Origin of the sequence: Aeromicrobium sp. Root344 (assembly GCF_001425755.1) — a bacterium.
Taxonomy (GTDB): Bacteria; Actinomycetota; Actinomycetes; order Propionibacteriales; family Nocardioidaceae; genus Aeromicrobium.
Genome location: NZ_LMDH01000001.1, coordinates 3,365,263 through 3,380,727 on the forward strand (window position 1 = coordinate 3,365,263; position 15,465 = coordinate 3,380,727).

At 69.1% G+C, this 15,465-nt stretch carries 15 protein-coding genes; 11 read left to right on the plus strand and 4 right to left on the minus strand.

Annotated features, from left to right (window positions below; genetic code table 11):
- Positions 1-9 precede the first annotated feature (9 nt).
- The 5 genes from ASC61_RS16545 (at position 10) to ASC61_RS16565 (ending at position 4,302) form a co-directional block, all read left to right on the plus strand.
- Positions 10-1,032 carry a permease gene (locus ASC61_RS16545; protein ID WP_200935474.1) on the plus strand — a complete coding sequence of 341 codons (1,023 nt, stop codon included), beginning with the start codon at positions 10-12 and terminating at the stop codon, positions 1,030-1,032.
- On the plus strand, positions 1,025-1,750 hold the full coding sequence (locus ASC61_RS16550) for a TIGR03943 family putative permease subunit (RefSeq protein WP_082530729.1): 726 nt from the start codon (positions 1,025-1,027) through the stop codon (positions 1,748-1,750). Before ASC61_RS16545 ends, ASC61_RS16550 begins: the two co-directional genes overlap by 8 nt.
- The gene (locus ASC61_RS16555; protein WP_056213718.1) at positions 1,740-3,158 is read left to right on the plus strand and encodes a hypothetical protein; all 1,419 of its coding nucleotides are present in this window, start codon (positions 1,740-1,742) and stop codon (positions 3,156-3,158) included. The genes ASC61_RS16550 and ASC61_RS16555 overlap by 11 nt, the downstream gene beginning before the upstream one ends.
- Positions 3,159-3,230: 72 nt before the next feature.
- The gene (locus ASC61_RS16560) at positions 3,231-3,647 is read left to right on the plus strand and encodes a DUF1003 domain-containing protein (RefSeq protein WP_056213720.1); all 417 of its coding nucleotides are present in this window, start codon (positions 3,231-3,233) and stop codon (positions 3,645-3,647) included.
- Positions 3,648-3,738: 91 nt separating this feature from the next.
- Positions 3,739-4,302: a dihydrofolate reductase family protein gene (locus tag ASC61_RS16565; protein WP_056213721.1), complete on the plus strand. Its 564-nt coding sequence runs from the start codon at positions 3,739-3,741 to the stop codon at positions 4,300-4,302.
- Here the strand turns inward: ASC61_RS16565 and ASC61_RS16570 are convergent.
- Entirely contained in the window at positions 4,299-5,360 is a 1,062-nt protein-coding gene (locus tag ASC61_RS16570) for a DNA polymerase IV (protein ID WP_056213723.1), read from the minus strand. The genes ASC61_RS16565 and ASC61_RS16570 overlap by 4 nt on opposite strands.
- Before the next feature lie 368 nt (positions 5,361-5,728).
- Between ASC61_RS16570 and ASC61_RS16575 the strand changes: the two genes are divergently transcribed.
- Entirely contained in the window at positions 5,729-7,858 is a 2,130-nt protein-coding gene (locus ASC61_RS16575) for a DEAD/DEAH box helicase (protein ID WP_056213725.1), read from the plus strand.
- A gap of 105 nt (positions 7,859-7,963) precedes the next feature.
- Positions 7,964-9,367, plus strand: a complete 1,404-nt coding sequence (locus tag ASC61_RS16580) for a hypothetical protein (RefSeq protein WP_056213727.1) — start codon at positions 7,964-7,966, stop codon at positions 9,365-9,367.
- On the opposite strand, the gene ASC61_RS16585 is transcribed toward ASC61_RS16580, so the two are convergent.
- A complete protein-coding gene (locus ASC61_RS16585) occupies positions 9,364-9,933 on the minus strand; it encodes a 1-acyl-sn-glycerol-3-phosphate acyltransferase (protein ID WP_056213728.1) in 570 nt (189 codons plus the stop codon). The two genes, ASC61_RS16580 and ASC61_RS16585, sit on opposite strands and share 4 nt — an antisense overlap.
- 130 nt (positions 9,934-10,063) lie before the next feature.
- On the opposite strand from ASC61_RS16585, the gene ASC61_RS20145 reads away from it, so the two are divergent.
- Genes ASC61_RS20145 through ASC61_RS16600 form a run of 3 tightly spaced genes read left to right on the plus strand, consistent with a single transcriptional unit; the run spans position 10,064 to position 12,097 of the window.
- Positions 10,064-10,483 carry a hypothetical protein gene (locus ASC61_RS20145; RefSeq protein WP_056213730.1) on the plus strand — a complete coding sequence of 140 codons (420 nt, stop codon included), beginning with the start codon at positions 10,064-10,066 and terminating at the stop codon, positions 10,481-10,483.
- 32 nt (positions 10,484-10,515) lie between these two features.
- Complete coding sequence (locus ASC61_RS16595) at positions 10,516-11,244, plus strand: histidine phosphatase family protein (protein WP_056213732.1); 729 nt, start codon at positions 10,516-10,518, stop codon at positions 11,242-11,244.
- Positions 11,228-12,097, plus strand: coding sequence for an NAD(P)H-hydrate dehydratase (locus tag ASC61_RS16600; RefSeq protein WP_056213734.1), 870 nt, complete (start codon positions 11,228-11,230; stop codon positions 12,095-12,097). Before ASC61_RS16595 ends, ASC61_RS16600 begins: the two co-directional genes overlap by 17 nt.
- Before the next feature lie 8 nt (positions 12,098-12,105).
- Here ASC61_RS16600 and ASC61_RS16605 read toward each other — a convergent pair whose 3' ends face one another.
- Positions 12,106-12,924 carry an MBL fold metallo-hydrolase gene (locus ASC61_RS16605; RefSeq protein ID WP_056215842.1) on the minus strand — a complete coding sequence of 273 codons (819 nt, stop codon included), beginning with the start codon at positions 12,922-12,924 and terminating at the stop codon, positions 12,106-12,108.
- Positions 12,925-13,069: 145 nt separating this feature from the next.
- On the opposite strand from ASC61_RS16605, the gene ASC61_RS16610 reads away from it, so the two are divergent.
- Positions 13,070-14,584: an MFS transporter gene (locus tag ASC61_RS16610; RefSeq protein ID WP_056213736.1), complete on the plus strand. Its 1,515-nt coding sequence runs from the start codon at positions 13,070-13,072 to the stop codon at positions 14,582-14,584.
- A 3-nt stretch (positions 14,585-14,587) separates the two neighbouring features.
- Here ASC61_RS16610 and ASC61_RS16615 read toward each other — a convergent pair whose 3' ends face one another.
- Positions 14,588-15,406 (minus strand): phosphatase PAP2 family protein, encoded by an 819-nt coding sequence (locus ASC61_RS16615; RefSeq protein ID WP_056213737.1) that lies wholly within the window; start codon positions 15,404-15,406, stop codon positions 14,588-14,590.
- Positions 15,407-15,465 lie beyond the last annotated feature (59 nt).

Genomic DNA, 15,465 nt, shown 5'->3' on the forward strand with positions numbered 1-15,465 from the left:
GCTTCGACCGTGACAATCGGCGTGACGCGGAGCCCGGTCTCGGCGCGTCCGGCGTTCTCCCGGCGCGGCATCGCGATCGCGGCCAGCTTCTTGGCCGCGGCGCTCGTGCTGAGAGCAACGACAGCCCGGTTGAGCCCGGACCTGCTGCCTGCCGCCCTCCGGGACTTCCTCACGCTGTCGATCAGCGTCGTGGTCGAGTCCCTGCCGTTCGTGATCCTCGGCATCTTGTTCTCGGCACTCGTCCAGGTGTGGTTGCCGCCAGGACTGCTGCTCAGGATGCTTCCCCGCCGCGGAGTCCTGCGGCGTGCGTCGGTCTCGGGCCTTGGTGTCGTGATGCCGGTGTGCGAGTGCGGGAACGTGCCACTGGCCAGGGGATTCGTGCTCGGCGGGATGGGCGTTCCGGAGACGGTCACGTTCCTGCTGGCGGCGCCCCTGCTCAACCCCGTGACGATCGTGACGACCTACCAGGCGTTCGGCTGGGGCAACGACATCCTCGTCGGGCGGATCCTCGGCGGATTCCTGATCGCGAACTTCGTCGGCTGGATCTTCAGCAGGCACGCCGCGCCGACCGAGCTGCTGACGCCGGAGTTCAACGAGTCGTGTCGTACGCATGGCGGTCACGATGACGAACCGCGCTGGGTACGCAGCGTGGACGTGTTCGCCCGCGAGACGACAGCCATCCTGCCGGCGCTGTTCGTGGGATCTGCGGTGGCCGGCGCGATCCAGGTCGGCGTTCCCCGGTCGATCCTCGTCGCGATCGGTGCCAACCCGTTGTGGTCCGTGCTCGTGCTGATGCTGTTGGCGTTCGTCGTGGCGATCTGCTCGAACGTCGATGCGTTCTTCGCGCTCGCCCTCGGATCCAGCTTCATGCCCGGCGCGATCGTCGCGTTCCTCGTGTTCGGCGCGATGGTCGACGTCAAGATGGTGGCGCTGCTGCGCACGACGTTCACGACCCGGGCGGTTCTCGACCTGACGGTCCTGGTGATGCTGTCGACGCTCGTGCTCGGGCTGGGGGTGAACCTCGTTGCGTGATCTCCCGGTGCGCCGCCTCTACGGCGTCCTGCTCAGCCTGATCGGCGCCTCAGCGACCTGCTGGCTCGCTGCGACGGACCGCCTGGCGCTCTACATCCATCCGCGCTACGTCGTGTTCACGGCGATCATGAGCGTCGTCGCACTGGCACTGATCGTGGCGAGCTTCGCGGTGCTGCCCGCCGCCCACAGTCACGAGGACGATCGTCCGCGCGGTCGGCGCTCGCTGATCGTCGGGGCCTTGCTGGTGGGCGCTGCCGTCATGGCGCTGCTCGTCGCGCCGCCGTCGACGCTGTCGGTCGCCACGGCGCAGCAGCGCAAGGTCAACCAGACCCTCAGCTCCACGCCGATGAGCAGTTCCGCCGGCACCGATTTCGCGCACTTCCGGCTCCGTGACTGGGCGGCCGCGATCCAGCTGGCGGCCGATCCAAGTGTCCTCAAGGGACGGCCGTTCGACGGCACGGGATTCGTGTCACCCGTGGACAGCAAGCACCCCGACTTGTTCTACCTGACCAGGTTCGTCGTCACGTGCTGCGCGGTCGACGCGCAGCCCGTGGGTGTCCCCGTGTACGAGCCGGGGTGGCGCGCGCACCACAAGAACGGCTCGTGGGTCAGCGTCACCGGTGCCCTCGGCGCCGACCCGGGTGATGCCACTGCGTCCGTGGTGATCCCAGTAACGGTCAAGCCCATCGCCGAGCCGAGCCAGCCGTATGAGCACTGAGCCGGGGCGCTGGTCGTACGGGCGCATCGTGACCGTGACCGTGGTCGCGCTCGTGCTGGTCGCTGCGGTTCTCGGAGTCGTCGGTTCGCGGCAGCCGCCACGGGTCAGGGCTGCGCAGCTCGACGAGGCGTACGCCACGGAGAACCCCGGGGGCCAGCTCGTCCTCGCGCCGGACCAGCCCATGCGCGCGGGCAGGCTCCGGGTCAGCACGACGCCGGCGACGGGGGCCGCCGTCACGCGGCACGACGGTGAGGTCGTGGTCACGTTCGCCAAGGCACTGCACTACGACACCACGTACGACGTGACGGTGGGCCCGGTGACGGGTCACTACACCGGCGCACGGGGATCGCTGCACTATCGGTTCCGCACGCCCGCCCCGACTGTCTTCACCCTCATCCGGAGCGGCCGGCTCGACGACGGCAGACCCGACCGGATCGTCCAGGTCGAGGGATCCGTCGAGCGCACGGTGTTCAGCAACGACGTGATCCTGGAGTACGCCGACACGGGCAGATCGCTGGTCGTCAGCACGTACGACCGGGGCGTCAACCAGCTGGTGCGGGTCGATGACGACGGGCGGGTCCACACGTCGTACCGGGTCGACGCTCCGGGACATCAGCCGGTCTCCGAGCTCCGCGCCGACCCGAGGACCGGGCTGTTCGGCTACATCACGCCAGCTGACGGCAAGCAGACGGAACGCCTCTATGTGCGTGACGTGGCCAAGCCTTCGGTCGGCCGCCAGCCGGTCACGGCGAGCGACGGCACGCCCATGGAGGTCATCGACTGGATGCTGATCCCCGGCACACGAGAGGCCGTCGTCCAGGACAGCTCCGGGCGGATCTTCATGGTCAACCCGGACAGGCCGCAGGCGGCGCCGACGCCATTGGGCACGTACGGGCGCATCAACGGGTTCGTGCCGACCACCTCGGTGCTGACCCTCCCGGACAACAGCGGCTCAGGCATCCGCCTGCTCGACCCGCTGCACGGCATCTCACGGACCGTGCCGCGCAAGGACCTCCCGGCCGAGGAGAGCGGTGGGTACGCGGTCCAGCAGCTCTCGCTCGACGAGTCCGGCAGCGCTGTCGTGGTCGAGTGGAGCCCCAACGATCACGGCGGCAGCTACCGGATCGCGGTCATCGGGCGAGGTGCTCCCCACTATCTGCTCGCGACGGAGCCGGGTCAGGCCGACAACGCGTCGATCTGCCTCGCTCCCGACGGCGGCCATGTCGCGGTCGTGGTCCAGTCGGCCCACGCGAAGGCCGACGGCTACCCGGTGCAGCCTTCTGCCAGTGGCATGACGACCTACATCGCCGACACGGGCGGCGGCTCGGTCGTGGAGGCGCGCGGTGCCCAGCCGCAGTGGTGCAGCTCGGGGCCGACGTCGAACGCCGTCAGCCCGGACACTCCGTGAGCGGCCAGAGACCTGCCCGCCAGACACCTCGGGGACATACTTCGAGAAGGCACGAACCCCAGGAGAATCGCCATGAGTGACCAGACCCCGAGCACCACGTCAACGCCTCGCCACCCAGCGGTCGTGGCGTTCCATCAGAGCAGGCTCGACGACGTCCAGCTGCGCGTGGCCGATGCCATCACGTCGTTCGCCGGCTCCATGCCGTTCGTCTATCTGCACGCTGCGGTGTTCGTCGCCTGGATGCTGTGGGTCGAGTCCAACCCATGGCCCACGCTCACGCTCGTGGTGTCGCTCGAGGCGATCTTCCTGTCGACGTTCGTGATGATCGGCCAGAACCGGCAGGCCGAGTTCCAGAAGGTCAAGGCCGAGCACGACTTCGTCGAGCAGGAGCTCGAGCTCAAGACCAACACGGACCTCACCCGTGAGATCCACGTGCTGACCACCGAGCTGCACCGCCGGATCATCGACGAGGCTGCACAACCGAGCTGACCGCCGAAAAAGTTCGCGCGACGATGTCGTACGCGACGGGCTCCGTTCGTGGACAGGGTGAAAGTCCCTCATCCCCAAAGGAGTCTGAACCATGCGCGATCTCATCGTCACCGCATTCGTGTCCCTCGACGGCGTCATGGAGGCGCCTGGCGGCGAGTCCGGATACCGCAACGCCGGCTGGACGTTCCAGGACATCGAGTTCGATCCCGCTGCCTATGAGCTGAAGGGCCGTGAGCAGGAGGAGACCACCGCCTTGCTGATGGGCCGTACGTCCTACGAGGCGTTCGCACCCGTCTGGCCCACGATGGAGGAGTTCGCCGGCTACAACACGATGCCGCGCTACGTCGTCTCGACGACGCTGCAGCAGGACGACGCGCGGTGGCCCGCGACGATCCTGCGATCGGTCGACGACGTGGCCGCGCTCAAGCAGACCGACGGCGGCCCGATCGCAGTGCACGGGAGCGCCACCTTGGGCCGGAGCCTCGCCGATGCCGGTCTCGTCGACCGCTACCACCTCCTGGTGTTCCCGGTGCTCCTCGGTGCCGGCAAGCGGCTGTTCAGCGACAACGATCGGGACAAGACGATGCTGAAGCTCGTGGAGCACCAGGCGTACTCCAACGGCATCCAGAAGCAGGTGTACGACGTCGCTCGCTAGGGCGGTGTCATCTCGAGGCGTACGCCCAGGAGGCGTACGGGCCGGTCTCGTTGCTCGGGCTCGAGGCGATCGAGCAACGAGACCGCCGCCTCGCTCAGGGTCTGGCGGTCGTTCGTCGGAGCCGGCAGCGTCAGGCTTCGCGTGACGGTGATGAACGGGGCCAACCGGATCTTGAGGCCGACCCGTACGGCCGGCCGGCCCTCGGCGTCGATGTCCTCGAGCACGCGCGCAGTCAGCGCACGCACCTCGTCAGCGATGGCGGCCCAGTCGTCGAGATCGGTCTGGAACGTCGTCTCTCGGCCGTGCGCGCGGGGGACGTACGGCTCCGGGTCGAGCGGTTGCGCGGAGGCGCCGGTCGCGAGCCCGCGGTAGTAGGGGCCCATGGTCGGACCCAGCTCGGCGGCCAGCACACCGGGATCGCTCGCCGCCAGCTGCGCGACGGTCTCGAGCCCGAGCGCGGCCAGCTTGGCCGCGGTCTTGGCGCCGATGCCCCACAGCGCCCGGGTCGGACGGTCGCCCATCACCTCGAGCCAGTTCGCCGCTGTCAGCATGAACGTCCCGCGCGGCTTGCCGAAGTCGGTGGCATTCTTGGCGCGCAACGTGTTGTCGCCGATCCCGACCGAGCAGTGCAGGCCCGTGGCGGCGAGCACCGACGCCATGACGCGCGCCGCCATCGCTTGGGGCTCACCGAGGTCGCCGTGCCCGGGCCCCGGCCCCACGAACGCCTCGTCCCAGCCGAGGACCTGCACCAGGATCGGGACGCCACCCCAGCTCAGCGCGCGCAGCGTCGCCATGACCGACTCGGAGACTGCCTCGTACGCCGGAGCGTCGACTGGGAGGAACACGGCGTCCGGGCACTTGCGCTTCGCGACTCGCAGCGGCATGCCCGAGCCGACGCCGAACTGCCGCGCCTCGTACGACGCGGTCGACACCACGCCGCGCTCGCTCGGGTCGCCACGGCCCCCGACCACCACGGGCAGACCCGCGAGCTCGGGATGGCGCTGGATCTCCACGGCAGCGATGAACTGGTCCATGTCGACGTGCAGCACCCAGGTCATGTCCTCACCCTGCCGGATCGGGTCATCGTGGTCGAGACACCTGTTCGGCGTCCGATGGGTGAGTCGGCTGCGCATCGCACCGGCATGCGAGTAAACTGAAACGCGTACCAAACCCCGCACCGCTGCTCGTCGAACGAGTACGTCGCTCGACGATCGGTTCCGTGGCACCGGCTCAAGGCCGGATCATTCCACGTGGCGGGCGTTGCACCATCCCGATCGCTCCTGTCGATCGGTTGTAGCGGGTCCCGACGTGACCGGGCCATTGGCCCCGATCCGGCAGGGCTCGTCGGCGCTGTCCCGGATTGACGCCCGGACACGGCGTTGCAGCATCGCCACGGCCATCGTGCCGGGCCTTCGGAGGAGGAACCTTGGCCAGAAGAGGCCAGCGGCAGACGGGGACGACCCGTTCCGCACCACAGCGCCGTGCTCGCGCCGGCAACGACGGCATCATGTCGGTGCTCGCTCGCGCGGTGCGCGAGGTCGAGGCGGGTGCCCAGCGCGGCCGCGTGTCGCCGTCGACGCGCACCAAGTTCCAGGTCGTGGCGCTCCTGGCACGCGAGGAGCGCACCCGGGCCAAGGCTGACCCGGCCCTCTCCGAGCCCCAGCGCGCCGAGAAGCTCAAGCGACTCGACGGCATCGGCACGATCCTGGCGCAGACCGCCGCCCGCGACACGTCGCTCCTCTCGCTCCTGGCCGAGGACGCCGAGGTGTCCGACGCCGCCATCGTGCTCAAGCACGACATGCTGCAGGCCGCCGGCGTCGAGGAGACACCAGACGCTGCCGCGGAAGCCGAGGAAGCCCCTGTCGCTGCGCCGGTCGAGCGGCGCATCGTGCCGCAGTCCGTCGTCGCGCGCCAGCTGGCCAACCCGTTCCTGCCGCCCGACTTCGAGGCGGCCCAGGCTGCCAAGCCGCAGACGCAGCGCCTCGCCACCTGGGAGCTCCTCGGACCGTTGTTCTCGGCCTTCGAACGCGCTGCCGGCGGATCCAAGGCCTGCATGACGCTCCCGGAACCGTCGGACACCAAGGTGCCGGTCGGGCTCGAGCTGATGCGCCACCAGGCCGAGGTCATCGCGGCCGCCGAGGACGGGCACCGCACGTTCCTGCTCGCCGACGAGCCCGGGCTGGGCAAGACCGCCCAGGCGTTGCTCGCGGCACAGGCGGCCAACGCCTATCCACTGCTCGTCGTGGTGCCCAACGTCGTCAAGACCAACTGGGCGCGCGAGGCGGAGCTGTGGACGCCCAACCGGCCCTCCACCGTGATCCACGGCGACGGCCACACGATCGACGGATTTGCCGACATCGTGATCGTCAACTACGAGGTCCTCGACCGCCACGTCGGCTGGCTGGGCGACCTCGGCTTCCGCGGCATGGTGCTCGACGAGGCGCACTTCATCAAGAACAAGTCCTCACAGCGCTCCCAGCACGTGCTGCAGCTGTCGGAGCGCATCCGGGCTCGCACGGTGCGACCGCTGATGATGGCCCTGACGGGCACGCCGCTGATCAACGACATCGACGACTTCCGCGCGATCTGGCAGTTCCTGGGCTGGATCGACGACAAGAAGCCGCGCCCCGAGCTCATGCGCGCGCTCGAGGAGACCGGCCTCACGCCGATCGATCCCGGCTTCTACGCCGCGGCACGATCGCGCGTCATCGACATGGGCATCGTGCGTCGGCGCAAGGTCGACGTGGCCTCCGACATCCCGGCGCGTCGCATCGCCGACCTCCCGGTCGAGCTCGACGACGAGGCGGGCCGGTCGATCCGCGAGGCCGAGCGCGTGCTCGCCCAACGGCTCGTCAAGCGCTACGAGAGCGCGCTCGCCAACCGCACGTCCGGCATCACGGTCGAGGGCATCGACCATGAGCTCGTACGCCGGGTGGCCGGCTGGGAGCGTGACGAGAGCTCGGGCAAGACCGACGAGAACGTGTTCACGATGATGCGCCGCATCGGCCAGGCCAAGGCTGGTCTTGCCGCCGACTACACCGCGCAGCTTGCGCGCAACGTCGGCAAGGTCGTCTTCTTCGCCAAGCACGTCGACGTCATGGACCTCGCCGAGGAGACGTTCGAGCGGCGGGGCATCCGCTACTCCTCGATCCGCGGCAACCAGACGCCCAAGGTGCGCCAGCGCAACATCGACGCGTTCGTCGACGATCCCGAGGTCGCCGTCGTGGTCTGCTCGCTGTCGGCTGCGGGCGTCGGCATCAACCTCCAGGTCGCCTCCAACATGGTGCTGGCCGAGCTGTCGTGGACCGACGCCGAGCAGACCCAGGCGATCGACCGGGTCCACCGCATCGGTCAGGACGAGCCCGTCACCGCGTGGCGCATCATCGCCTCACAGACGATCGACACCCGGATCGTGGAGCTCCTCGACAGCAAGGCCGGGCTCGCCGCCAGGGCGCTGGACGGCTCGGACGACGAGGTCTCGGCGTCGGCGGACATGCAGCTCGAAGCGCTCGTCGGACTCCTCACCGACGCCTTGGAGCAGCAACAGGACACGTGACGCCTGCCCCGCACCGTCGTTGAACCTGCAGCAGTCCCATGTCGGAGCTCGGGCGACGACGCGATACCCCGTACGTTCGCGGGGCCTCACGTGCAAGGAGCAGCCATGAAGCGCGCCCTGTCCATCGGCTCGGCCGTCCTGGCCGTCGCCGCCAGCCTGCTGAGCATGCCCCCGGCCACGGCGGCCGCCACCCCTCAGGTCGCGACGGCCGCTCCGGGCCTGCGTGACGTGATGTTCGTCGGCAACAACTGGCAGGGCACCGCCTCCATCGTCGACGCCAACACCCGCGTGATGCTGAAGTCCGGCATCAATCTGATCCCCGACAAGACGCAGGAGCTCAAGGACATCACCCTCAACCCGGTCAAGCTCGTGTTCTACCTCGTCGTGCAGGCCGGGCCGGGGGAGGGCCACGACCAGTACGTCGACGACATGTTCACGACGAACAACGGCAGATATCTCGCGGTGTCGCGCCCGAGCTTCGCCGACGTCGTGTGGATCGACATCGCCAAGGCTGTCGCGGGCGACCCCGACAGCATCGTCCACGAGGAGCAGATGGACGGCTATCGCACCGATCACATGGGGCTGTCGCCCGACGGCCGCCGGTTGGTGGTCTCGGACTCCATGAAACGCCAGGTCATCGAGTACTCCATGGTCGACGAGGTCGTCGGCGGCAAGACCGTCACGATGGGGCAGCGCTTGCGGACGTTCGCCTCGGGCGAGACGCCGCACGAGAACAACTACAGCAAGGACGGGTCGCGGATCTTCCACGCCTCGATCGGCCGGGTCTACCTCCCGGGCGACGCGACGAACCTGGGATCGCTCGACCTGAGCCTGGTGCACAACACCGTCAAGGGCGACCGTTGGTTCCAGGTCGTCGACAACGCCAGCTTCGCCGTGAAGCAGCGGTGGGACATCGGCAAGGAGCTCGCCGAGGCCGGTCACCCCGGGATGAGCTCGGCCGTACGCCCGATGGCGGTCGCGCCCGGCGAGCGGTTCATCTACTTCCAGGTGTCCTTCTTCCACGGCCTGGTGGAGTTCGACACCCAGGCGCCCGACATCGACGGCAAGGTCGGCTACACCGCCGGCGGCATCGCCGAGCCGCGCGTCGGGGCGGTCAAGCGCGTCATCTCACTGCCCAACCGGGTCCCCAAGATGCCGCGGGAGCAGTACGTCAACGACTCGGCCCACCACGGGCTCTCGATCAACGCGGCGGGCACGACGTTGTGCGCGGCCGGGACGATGGACGACTACGCCGCGCTCGTCGACCGCGCCTCGGGCGCCTTCACGATCTTCGACACCGAGACGACCGGTCACTCGTACGGCAAGCCGTACTGGACGACCGAGGGACTGAACGACACGTGCTGGATCTCGCTGAGCGAGGCGGACTCGGTCGCGGTGATCGACACGACCACCAAGAAGGAGATCGCCTACCTGCCAGTCGGCGACCACCCGCAGCGCATACGCCACGGCTACGTCCCGGAGGCCTTGGCCGCGGACCTGGCTTCCTAGGGCGCGCTGGTCTCGTCACGGAGGCGTGGCTCCGTCGCGTTCGCCGGCTTGATCCCGTGCTTGTCAGCGAAGAATGCGCGCACCAGGTCCATGTCGGCCTTGACGTCGTCGGACGGGTGGAACGTCGGCCCGAAGCCCATGGTCTTGGTCGGAGGGTCGAAGAACGCGAGCGTGATTGGCAGCCCGGTGTCGCGGGAGATCCGCAGGAACCCCGACTTCCAGTAGTCGCCCTTGGTGCGGGTGCCCTCGGCGGCGATGATCAGGCGGAACGGCTCACCGTTTCGTGACTCCTCCACGAGCTCGCCGACGACGCCAGCGGCGTTGTCGCGGTCGAGGGGTACGCCGCCGAAGCGGCGCAGCAGCCAGCCGAGCGGACCGCGGAACAGCTGCTTCTTGACCAGCACCCGCGGATGCGCGCCGTCGTGCCACATCACGAGCAGCATCGTCACGAAGTCCCAGTTGGACGTGTGCGGAGCGCCTACGAGGATGCCGGTCTCTGGCACCTCGCCGACCATCTCGTAGCCCGCACGGCGGACGATGAAGCGGGCGAGTCGCTGGCGGATCATCCCGCGATCCTATGGGTGCGCCGTCGGGCGACTGGCCAGGAGGGCGGCGAACGGCACCGCGTACGTGTGACCGCGCGTCGGAAGGGTACGCACGGGGCGTCACTCCCACCGACCGAACGGAGCACCACCTGTGATCCCGAAGATCCTGCACACACCCGTCTCGATCGCCCAGCACGTGGCCGGCGGAGTCGCCCGAGGCGGCCTGCGCGGAGCTGTTGCCGTCGTGAAGAAGGTCCTGCCGGACGACCAGGACAGCCCGCAGCAGGACCCGTCGCCGAGCGTCACGACCGAGCCGGTCCGCCAGCCGCCGTCGCCCACCACGACGACCAAGAAGGCCACCACCAACACGATGCCGGCCAAGAAGGCGCAGGCGAAACGGGCGGCCACCAAGAAGACCGCGGCGAAGAAGACCACTCCCAAGAAGAGCGCGCCGATGAAGCCGGCCGCCGTGCTCAACGAGGATCCCGCTCCCGCGGACGCCGACCCCGTCGTCTACAGCACGGGTCCCGAGGTGACGACGAACGTCCCCGGGGACGACCTGCGCGCATGAGCCGGACCGCCGGCCGGGCCGGAAGGTAGGGCATGCACCAGCTCGAGTGGATCGGCATCATCCGACACGGCGAGAGCGTCGGGAACGTCGCGGCGGCGACCGCGGAGAAGAAGGGCCTGGACCTGATCGACATCACCGAACGGGACGCCGACGTGCCGTTGTCCGACACCGGCGAGAAACAGGCTCGTGCCGTGGCCGGCTGGCTCGACGACCTGCCGGAAGAGGAACGCCCTGACGTCGTGGTGGTGTCGCCATACGTACGCACCAAGCAGACGGCGGAGATCGCGCTCGAAGGCCTCGACATCCCAACCGTCCGGGACGAGCGCCTGCGCGATCGCGAGCTGGGCGTGCTGGACCTCCACACGGTCCACGGCATCCAGTCGAGGTTCCCCGAGGAGTCTGAGCGGCGCCAACGGCTCGGCAAGTTCTACTACCGCCCGCCCGGCGGCGAGTCGTGGGCCGATGTCCTGCTGCGCATCCGCAGCCTGTTGCGCGACGTTGCCGAGGACCATCCCGAGCAACGCGTGCTCTTCTTCGGCCACGACGCCGTCGTCTCGCTGTTCCGATACGTCCTGGAGGGTCTCGACGAGGAGGAGCTCATGTCAGCTGCCAAGGAGTCGCCCATCGCCAACTGCTCGATCAGCAGCTGGCGATGGGATGGCGAGTGGGTCAACGAGCGCTTCAACGACGTCGAGCACCTCCAGCAGGACGACGCGGCGCGCCCGACGGCCGAGGAGGGCGTCGATGCCCCCGCAGTCTGACGCGCAGGTCGTCACGCCTCAGCTGCTGCGAAGCTGGCCGCTCCCTGAGCCGGACGGTGACAAGGAGGCGCGGGGGACCGTGCTCGTCGTCGGCGGATCGCGCTTCACGCCCGGCGCCGTGCTGCTGGCCGGTACGGCAGCCCTGCGCGCTGGTGCCGGGCGCCTGCAGCTCGCGACCACGGATGACAACGCCCAGGCCCTGAGCATCGCCGTCCCGGAGGCCAAGGTCGTCGGACTGCCGACCACGGACGGCGGCTCGGTCGACGGCGACGTGCCGAACCACCTGCTCGAGCTCGTCGAGCAGGCCGACGTCGTTGCCATCGGGCCGGGCCTCGATGACCCGGAGCAGACCGCGGTGCTCCTGCGGCGGGTCGTCGGAGCCGTCGCCGGCGACGCGAGGCTCGTGATCGACGCGTACGCCCTCGGCGCACTCGGCGAGGAGCCGCAGCTGCTCGGCAAGCTCGCCGAGCACACCGTGCTGACGCCCAACGTGGGAGAGGCCGGGCGCCTGCTCGGGCGGGATCCCGGCGACGACCTCGATGCCGAGGCGGCGGCCGTCACCGAGCGGTTCGGGGCCGTGGTGTCGCTCTACGGTCACGTGGCCGAGCCGGGCGGGGGAGCGTGGCGGGACGAGAACGCCGACGTCGGTCTCGGCACGTCCGGCAGCGGAGATGTCCTTGCCGGCATCATGGCCGGCCTGCTGGCGCGCGGCGCAGAGCCCGCCCAGGCAGCCTGCTGGGGCACGTACGTGCATGCGATGGCGGGACAGCGGCTGGTCACCCGGATGGGGCGCACGGGCTACCTCGCTCGCGAGCTCGTCGACGAGGTCGCGGCGACCATTGCGATGGTCTAGGTCCTGTCTCAGGTGAGATGGTCGTAGTCGCCGCTGACCCACGCGGCATGTCGCTCGGCTGAGCGGTGCACGATCGCCTTGGCGTCAGCCTCGATCGAGTTGTCGAAGTTGCCGTAGAGCCGGTCGTAGTCGAACCGGTCGACGTGGTCGGCGACGCGCTTCACGACAGCGCCTGACAACGGCAGCCGGTTGGGATAGCTGCGCATGAAGCTGACCGACGTACGGTCAGGGTTGGCGAAGATCGTGTCGCCCGTGAGCAGGACTCCGCGTCCCTGCGCGCCGGCCTGCCAGTGGGCGACGGCGCTGCCGGGGAAGTGGCCGCCGGGCTGGCTCAGCGTGACGCCCGGCAGGATCTCGAGATCGCCGGACCACGTCTCGATGACCGGATCGGGCCGCGCGACCCACTCGCGGTCGGCCTCGGCGACCAGGACCGGCACGCCGCCGAGCATCCGGCTCCACTCGACCTGCACGCCGTACATGTGCGGGTGGCTCGCCACGATCGCACGTACGTCACCGAGTGCGCGGACGCGATCGGCGATGTCGGCGTCGACATAGCCGACCGGGTCCCACAGCAGGTTGCCCGCCGGCGTACGCAGGAGCTTGGACTGCTGGCCGATGCCGGTCGACGGCGTCGTGGTGATCGCGTGCAGGTCGGGCTCGAGGTCGGCGATCTCGGCACGATGGCCGTCGGCGGTGAGCTCGTCCAACGTCGTCCAGAGCTGACCCTCGGCGGGCACCCATTGCCGCTCGTCAGCGCAGATCGCACACACCTCGATCCTCGCGGCATGCTCGACGGCGCAGGTCTGACAGATCACGAAGTCGCTCATGGATCCACCGTAGGACACCTCGGGGACACCGAACCGGGCGTGCAATTGGCCCGCACGAACCATCGAATTCTGTCCTTGCCCGGCACTACGCTCGTGAATGTCCCGCTTTTCCTTGGAATTCCCGTCCATCCGCAGGGAGACCGCCATGTCTGACAGCATCCCCACCACCGGTTCGGGAGCACCGTCCGAGCCGCTTGACCCCAAGCGTTGGCTCGCGCTCGGCGTGATCGCCGTGGCGCAGCTGATGATCATCCTCGACGCCTCGATCGTCAACATCGCGCTGCCCTCGGCCCAGAAGGACCTCAGCATCAGCGACGCCGACCGGCAGTGGGTCGTCACGGCCTACACCCTCGCCTTCGGCGGGCTCCTGCTGCTGGGCGGTCGCATCGCCGACTACACCGGGCGCAAGCGCACGTTCATCATCGGCCTGATCGGGTTCGCCGGCGCCTCGGCGCTCGGCGGCGTCGCCTCGAGTGCCGGCCTGCTCTACGCCGCCCGAGGACTTCAGGGCGCCTTCGCCGCGCTGCTGGCACCGGCCGCCCTCTCGCTGATCTCGGTGACGTTCTCGTTGCCCAAGGAGCGTGCCACGGCGTTCGGCGTGTTCGGCGCGATCTCCGGCGGCGGCGCAGCGATCGGTCTGATCGTCGGCGGGGTGCTGACCGAGTACGCCTCCTGGCGCTGGTGCCTGGGCGTCAACGTCCCGATCGCGCTCGTCACGGCCTTCGCGGCGACGCGCGTCGTCAAGGAGAGCAAGGCCCACGGCAACACCAAGTACGACATCCCCGGGGCCGTCCTGGTGTCCCTGGGCCTGGTGTCGCTGGTCTACGGCTTCACGCAGGCCGCCAAGCTCAAGGACCCCGGCAAGAGCACCGAGGTCCAGGGCTGGACCGACCCGTCGACGATCACGTTCCTCGCGATCGCCGTCGCGCTGCTCGTCGCGTTCGTCGTCTGGGAGCGACGCACCAGCACGCCGCTGCTGCCGTTGTGGGTCGCGCTCGACCGCAACCGCGGCGGTTCCTATCTCGTGTTCTTCTTCGTCGGAGCAGGGCTGTTCGCGATGTTCCTGTTCATGACGTTCTACTTCCAGATCACGATGGGCTACACGCCGTTGGAGTCCGGGTTCGCGTTCCTGCCGTTCAGCCTCGGCGTCATCGGTGCGGCCGGCTTCGTGTCCAACCTGTTGCCACGCATCGGCCCGATGCCGATCATGATCCCGGGACTGGCGCTCGCGATCGCCGGCATGCTGATGCTGACGCAGATCACCGCCGACACCTCCTACTGGGGATACGTCTTGCCGTCGTTGCTGCTGATGAGCATCGGCATGGCGGGCGTCTTCATCACGGCATCCAGCACCTCACTGGTCGGCATCGGCACGCACGACGCCGGCGTCGCCAGCGCGCTGCTCAACACGTCGCAGCAGGTCGGCGGCTCGCTCGGCACGGCGCTGCTCAACACGCTGTATGCCGGCGCCGTCACCGCCTACCTCGCGGATCACCTCAGCGCGGCGCCCAAGGCCGCGGCGGGCAGCGCGCTCGTCCACGGCTATCACATCGCGTTCTTCTGGGGCGCCATGCTGCTGACGGTGTCGTTGCTGGTCGCGGTGTTCGTGATGAACGCCAAGAAGGAGGACGTGCCGGCCGACGTCGTCGCGCCGGCCTGATCGCTAGGCGGCTGGCGCGACAGCGGGGACGAGCTCCTTGCGGCGGGCCAGCCGCTCTCGCACGTACGTGTCGGTCTTGAGCGACACCCAGAGCAGCGCGATGGCGACGATGCCGTCGAGCCACCAGTGGTGCCCCGTGGCCGCCACGACGAAGATCGTCACCGGCAGGTGCAGCAGGACCAGCCAGCGCCACCGGCTCTTCGTCACCGAGAACACGCCCAGCGCGACGACTGCCGCCCAGCCGACGTGGATAGACGGCATCGCGGCGAACTGGTCCGAGATGCCGGTCCCGACATCGCCGTAGACGTCGAACCCGTGCTTGTCCGACAGGTCGACGAAGCCGAGTTCCTGCACGAATCGGGGCGGCGCCACGCGGATGAACCGGATGACCAGGCAGAACGCCGTGAGCCCGGCGAGCCCGTTGCGCCAGTGCGGGTACTGGTCGCGGTGCCGGATGAACAACCACACGAGGAAGACGAGCAGCGCCGGCACGTGGACCGTCGCGTAGTAGTCGTTGGTCGCCGCAGCGAGCCAGTCGTAGTGCACCACGAAGTGCTGCATCGAGATCTCGGTCGGCAGGTGCAGGAAGTTCTGCAGGTCGTCGATCGCCTCGGCGCGCTCCATGGCGCCCTCCGGGTGCGTGAACGGCAGCTCACGGGCCAGCCGCCACACCGAGTAGAGCGCTGAGATCAGGGCGAACTCGCTGAACGCCGGCAGCAACGCATTGCGCACCCGGGTGGCGGGCAGCATCCGGAGGAGCAGCCAGACGATGAGGCTCGCCGCCGAGGCGATGGCGGCCTGGTCCCAGGTCGCCCAGCTCATGGGAGCTGACGGGTTGTCGCACGGATCACGAGATGATCTTACGGACGCCTGTGCGATCG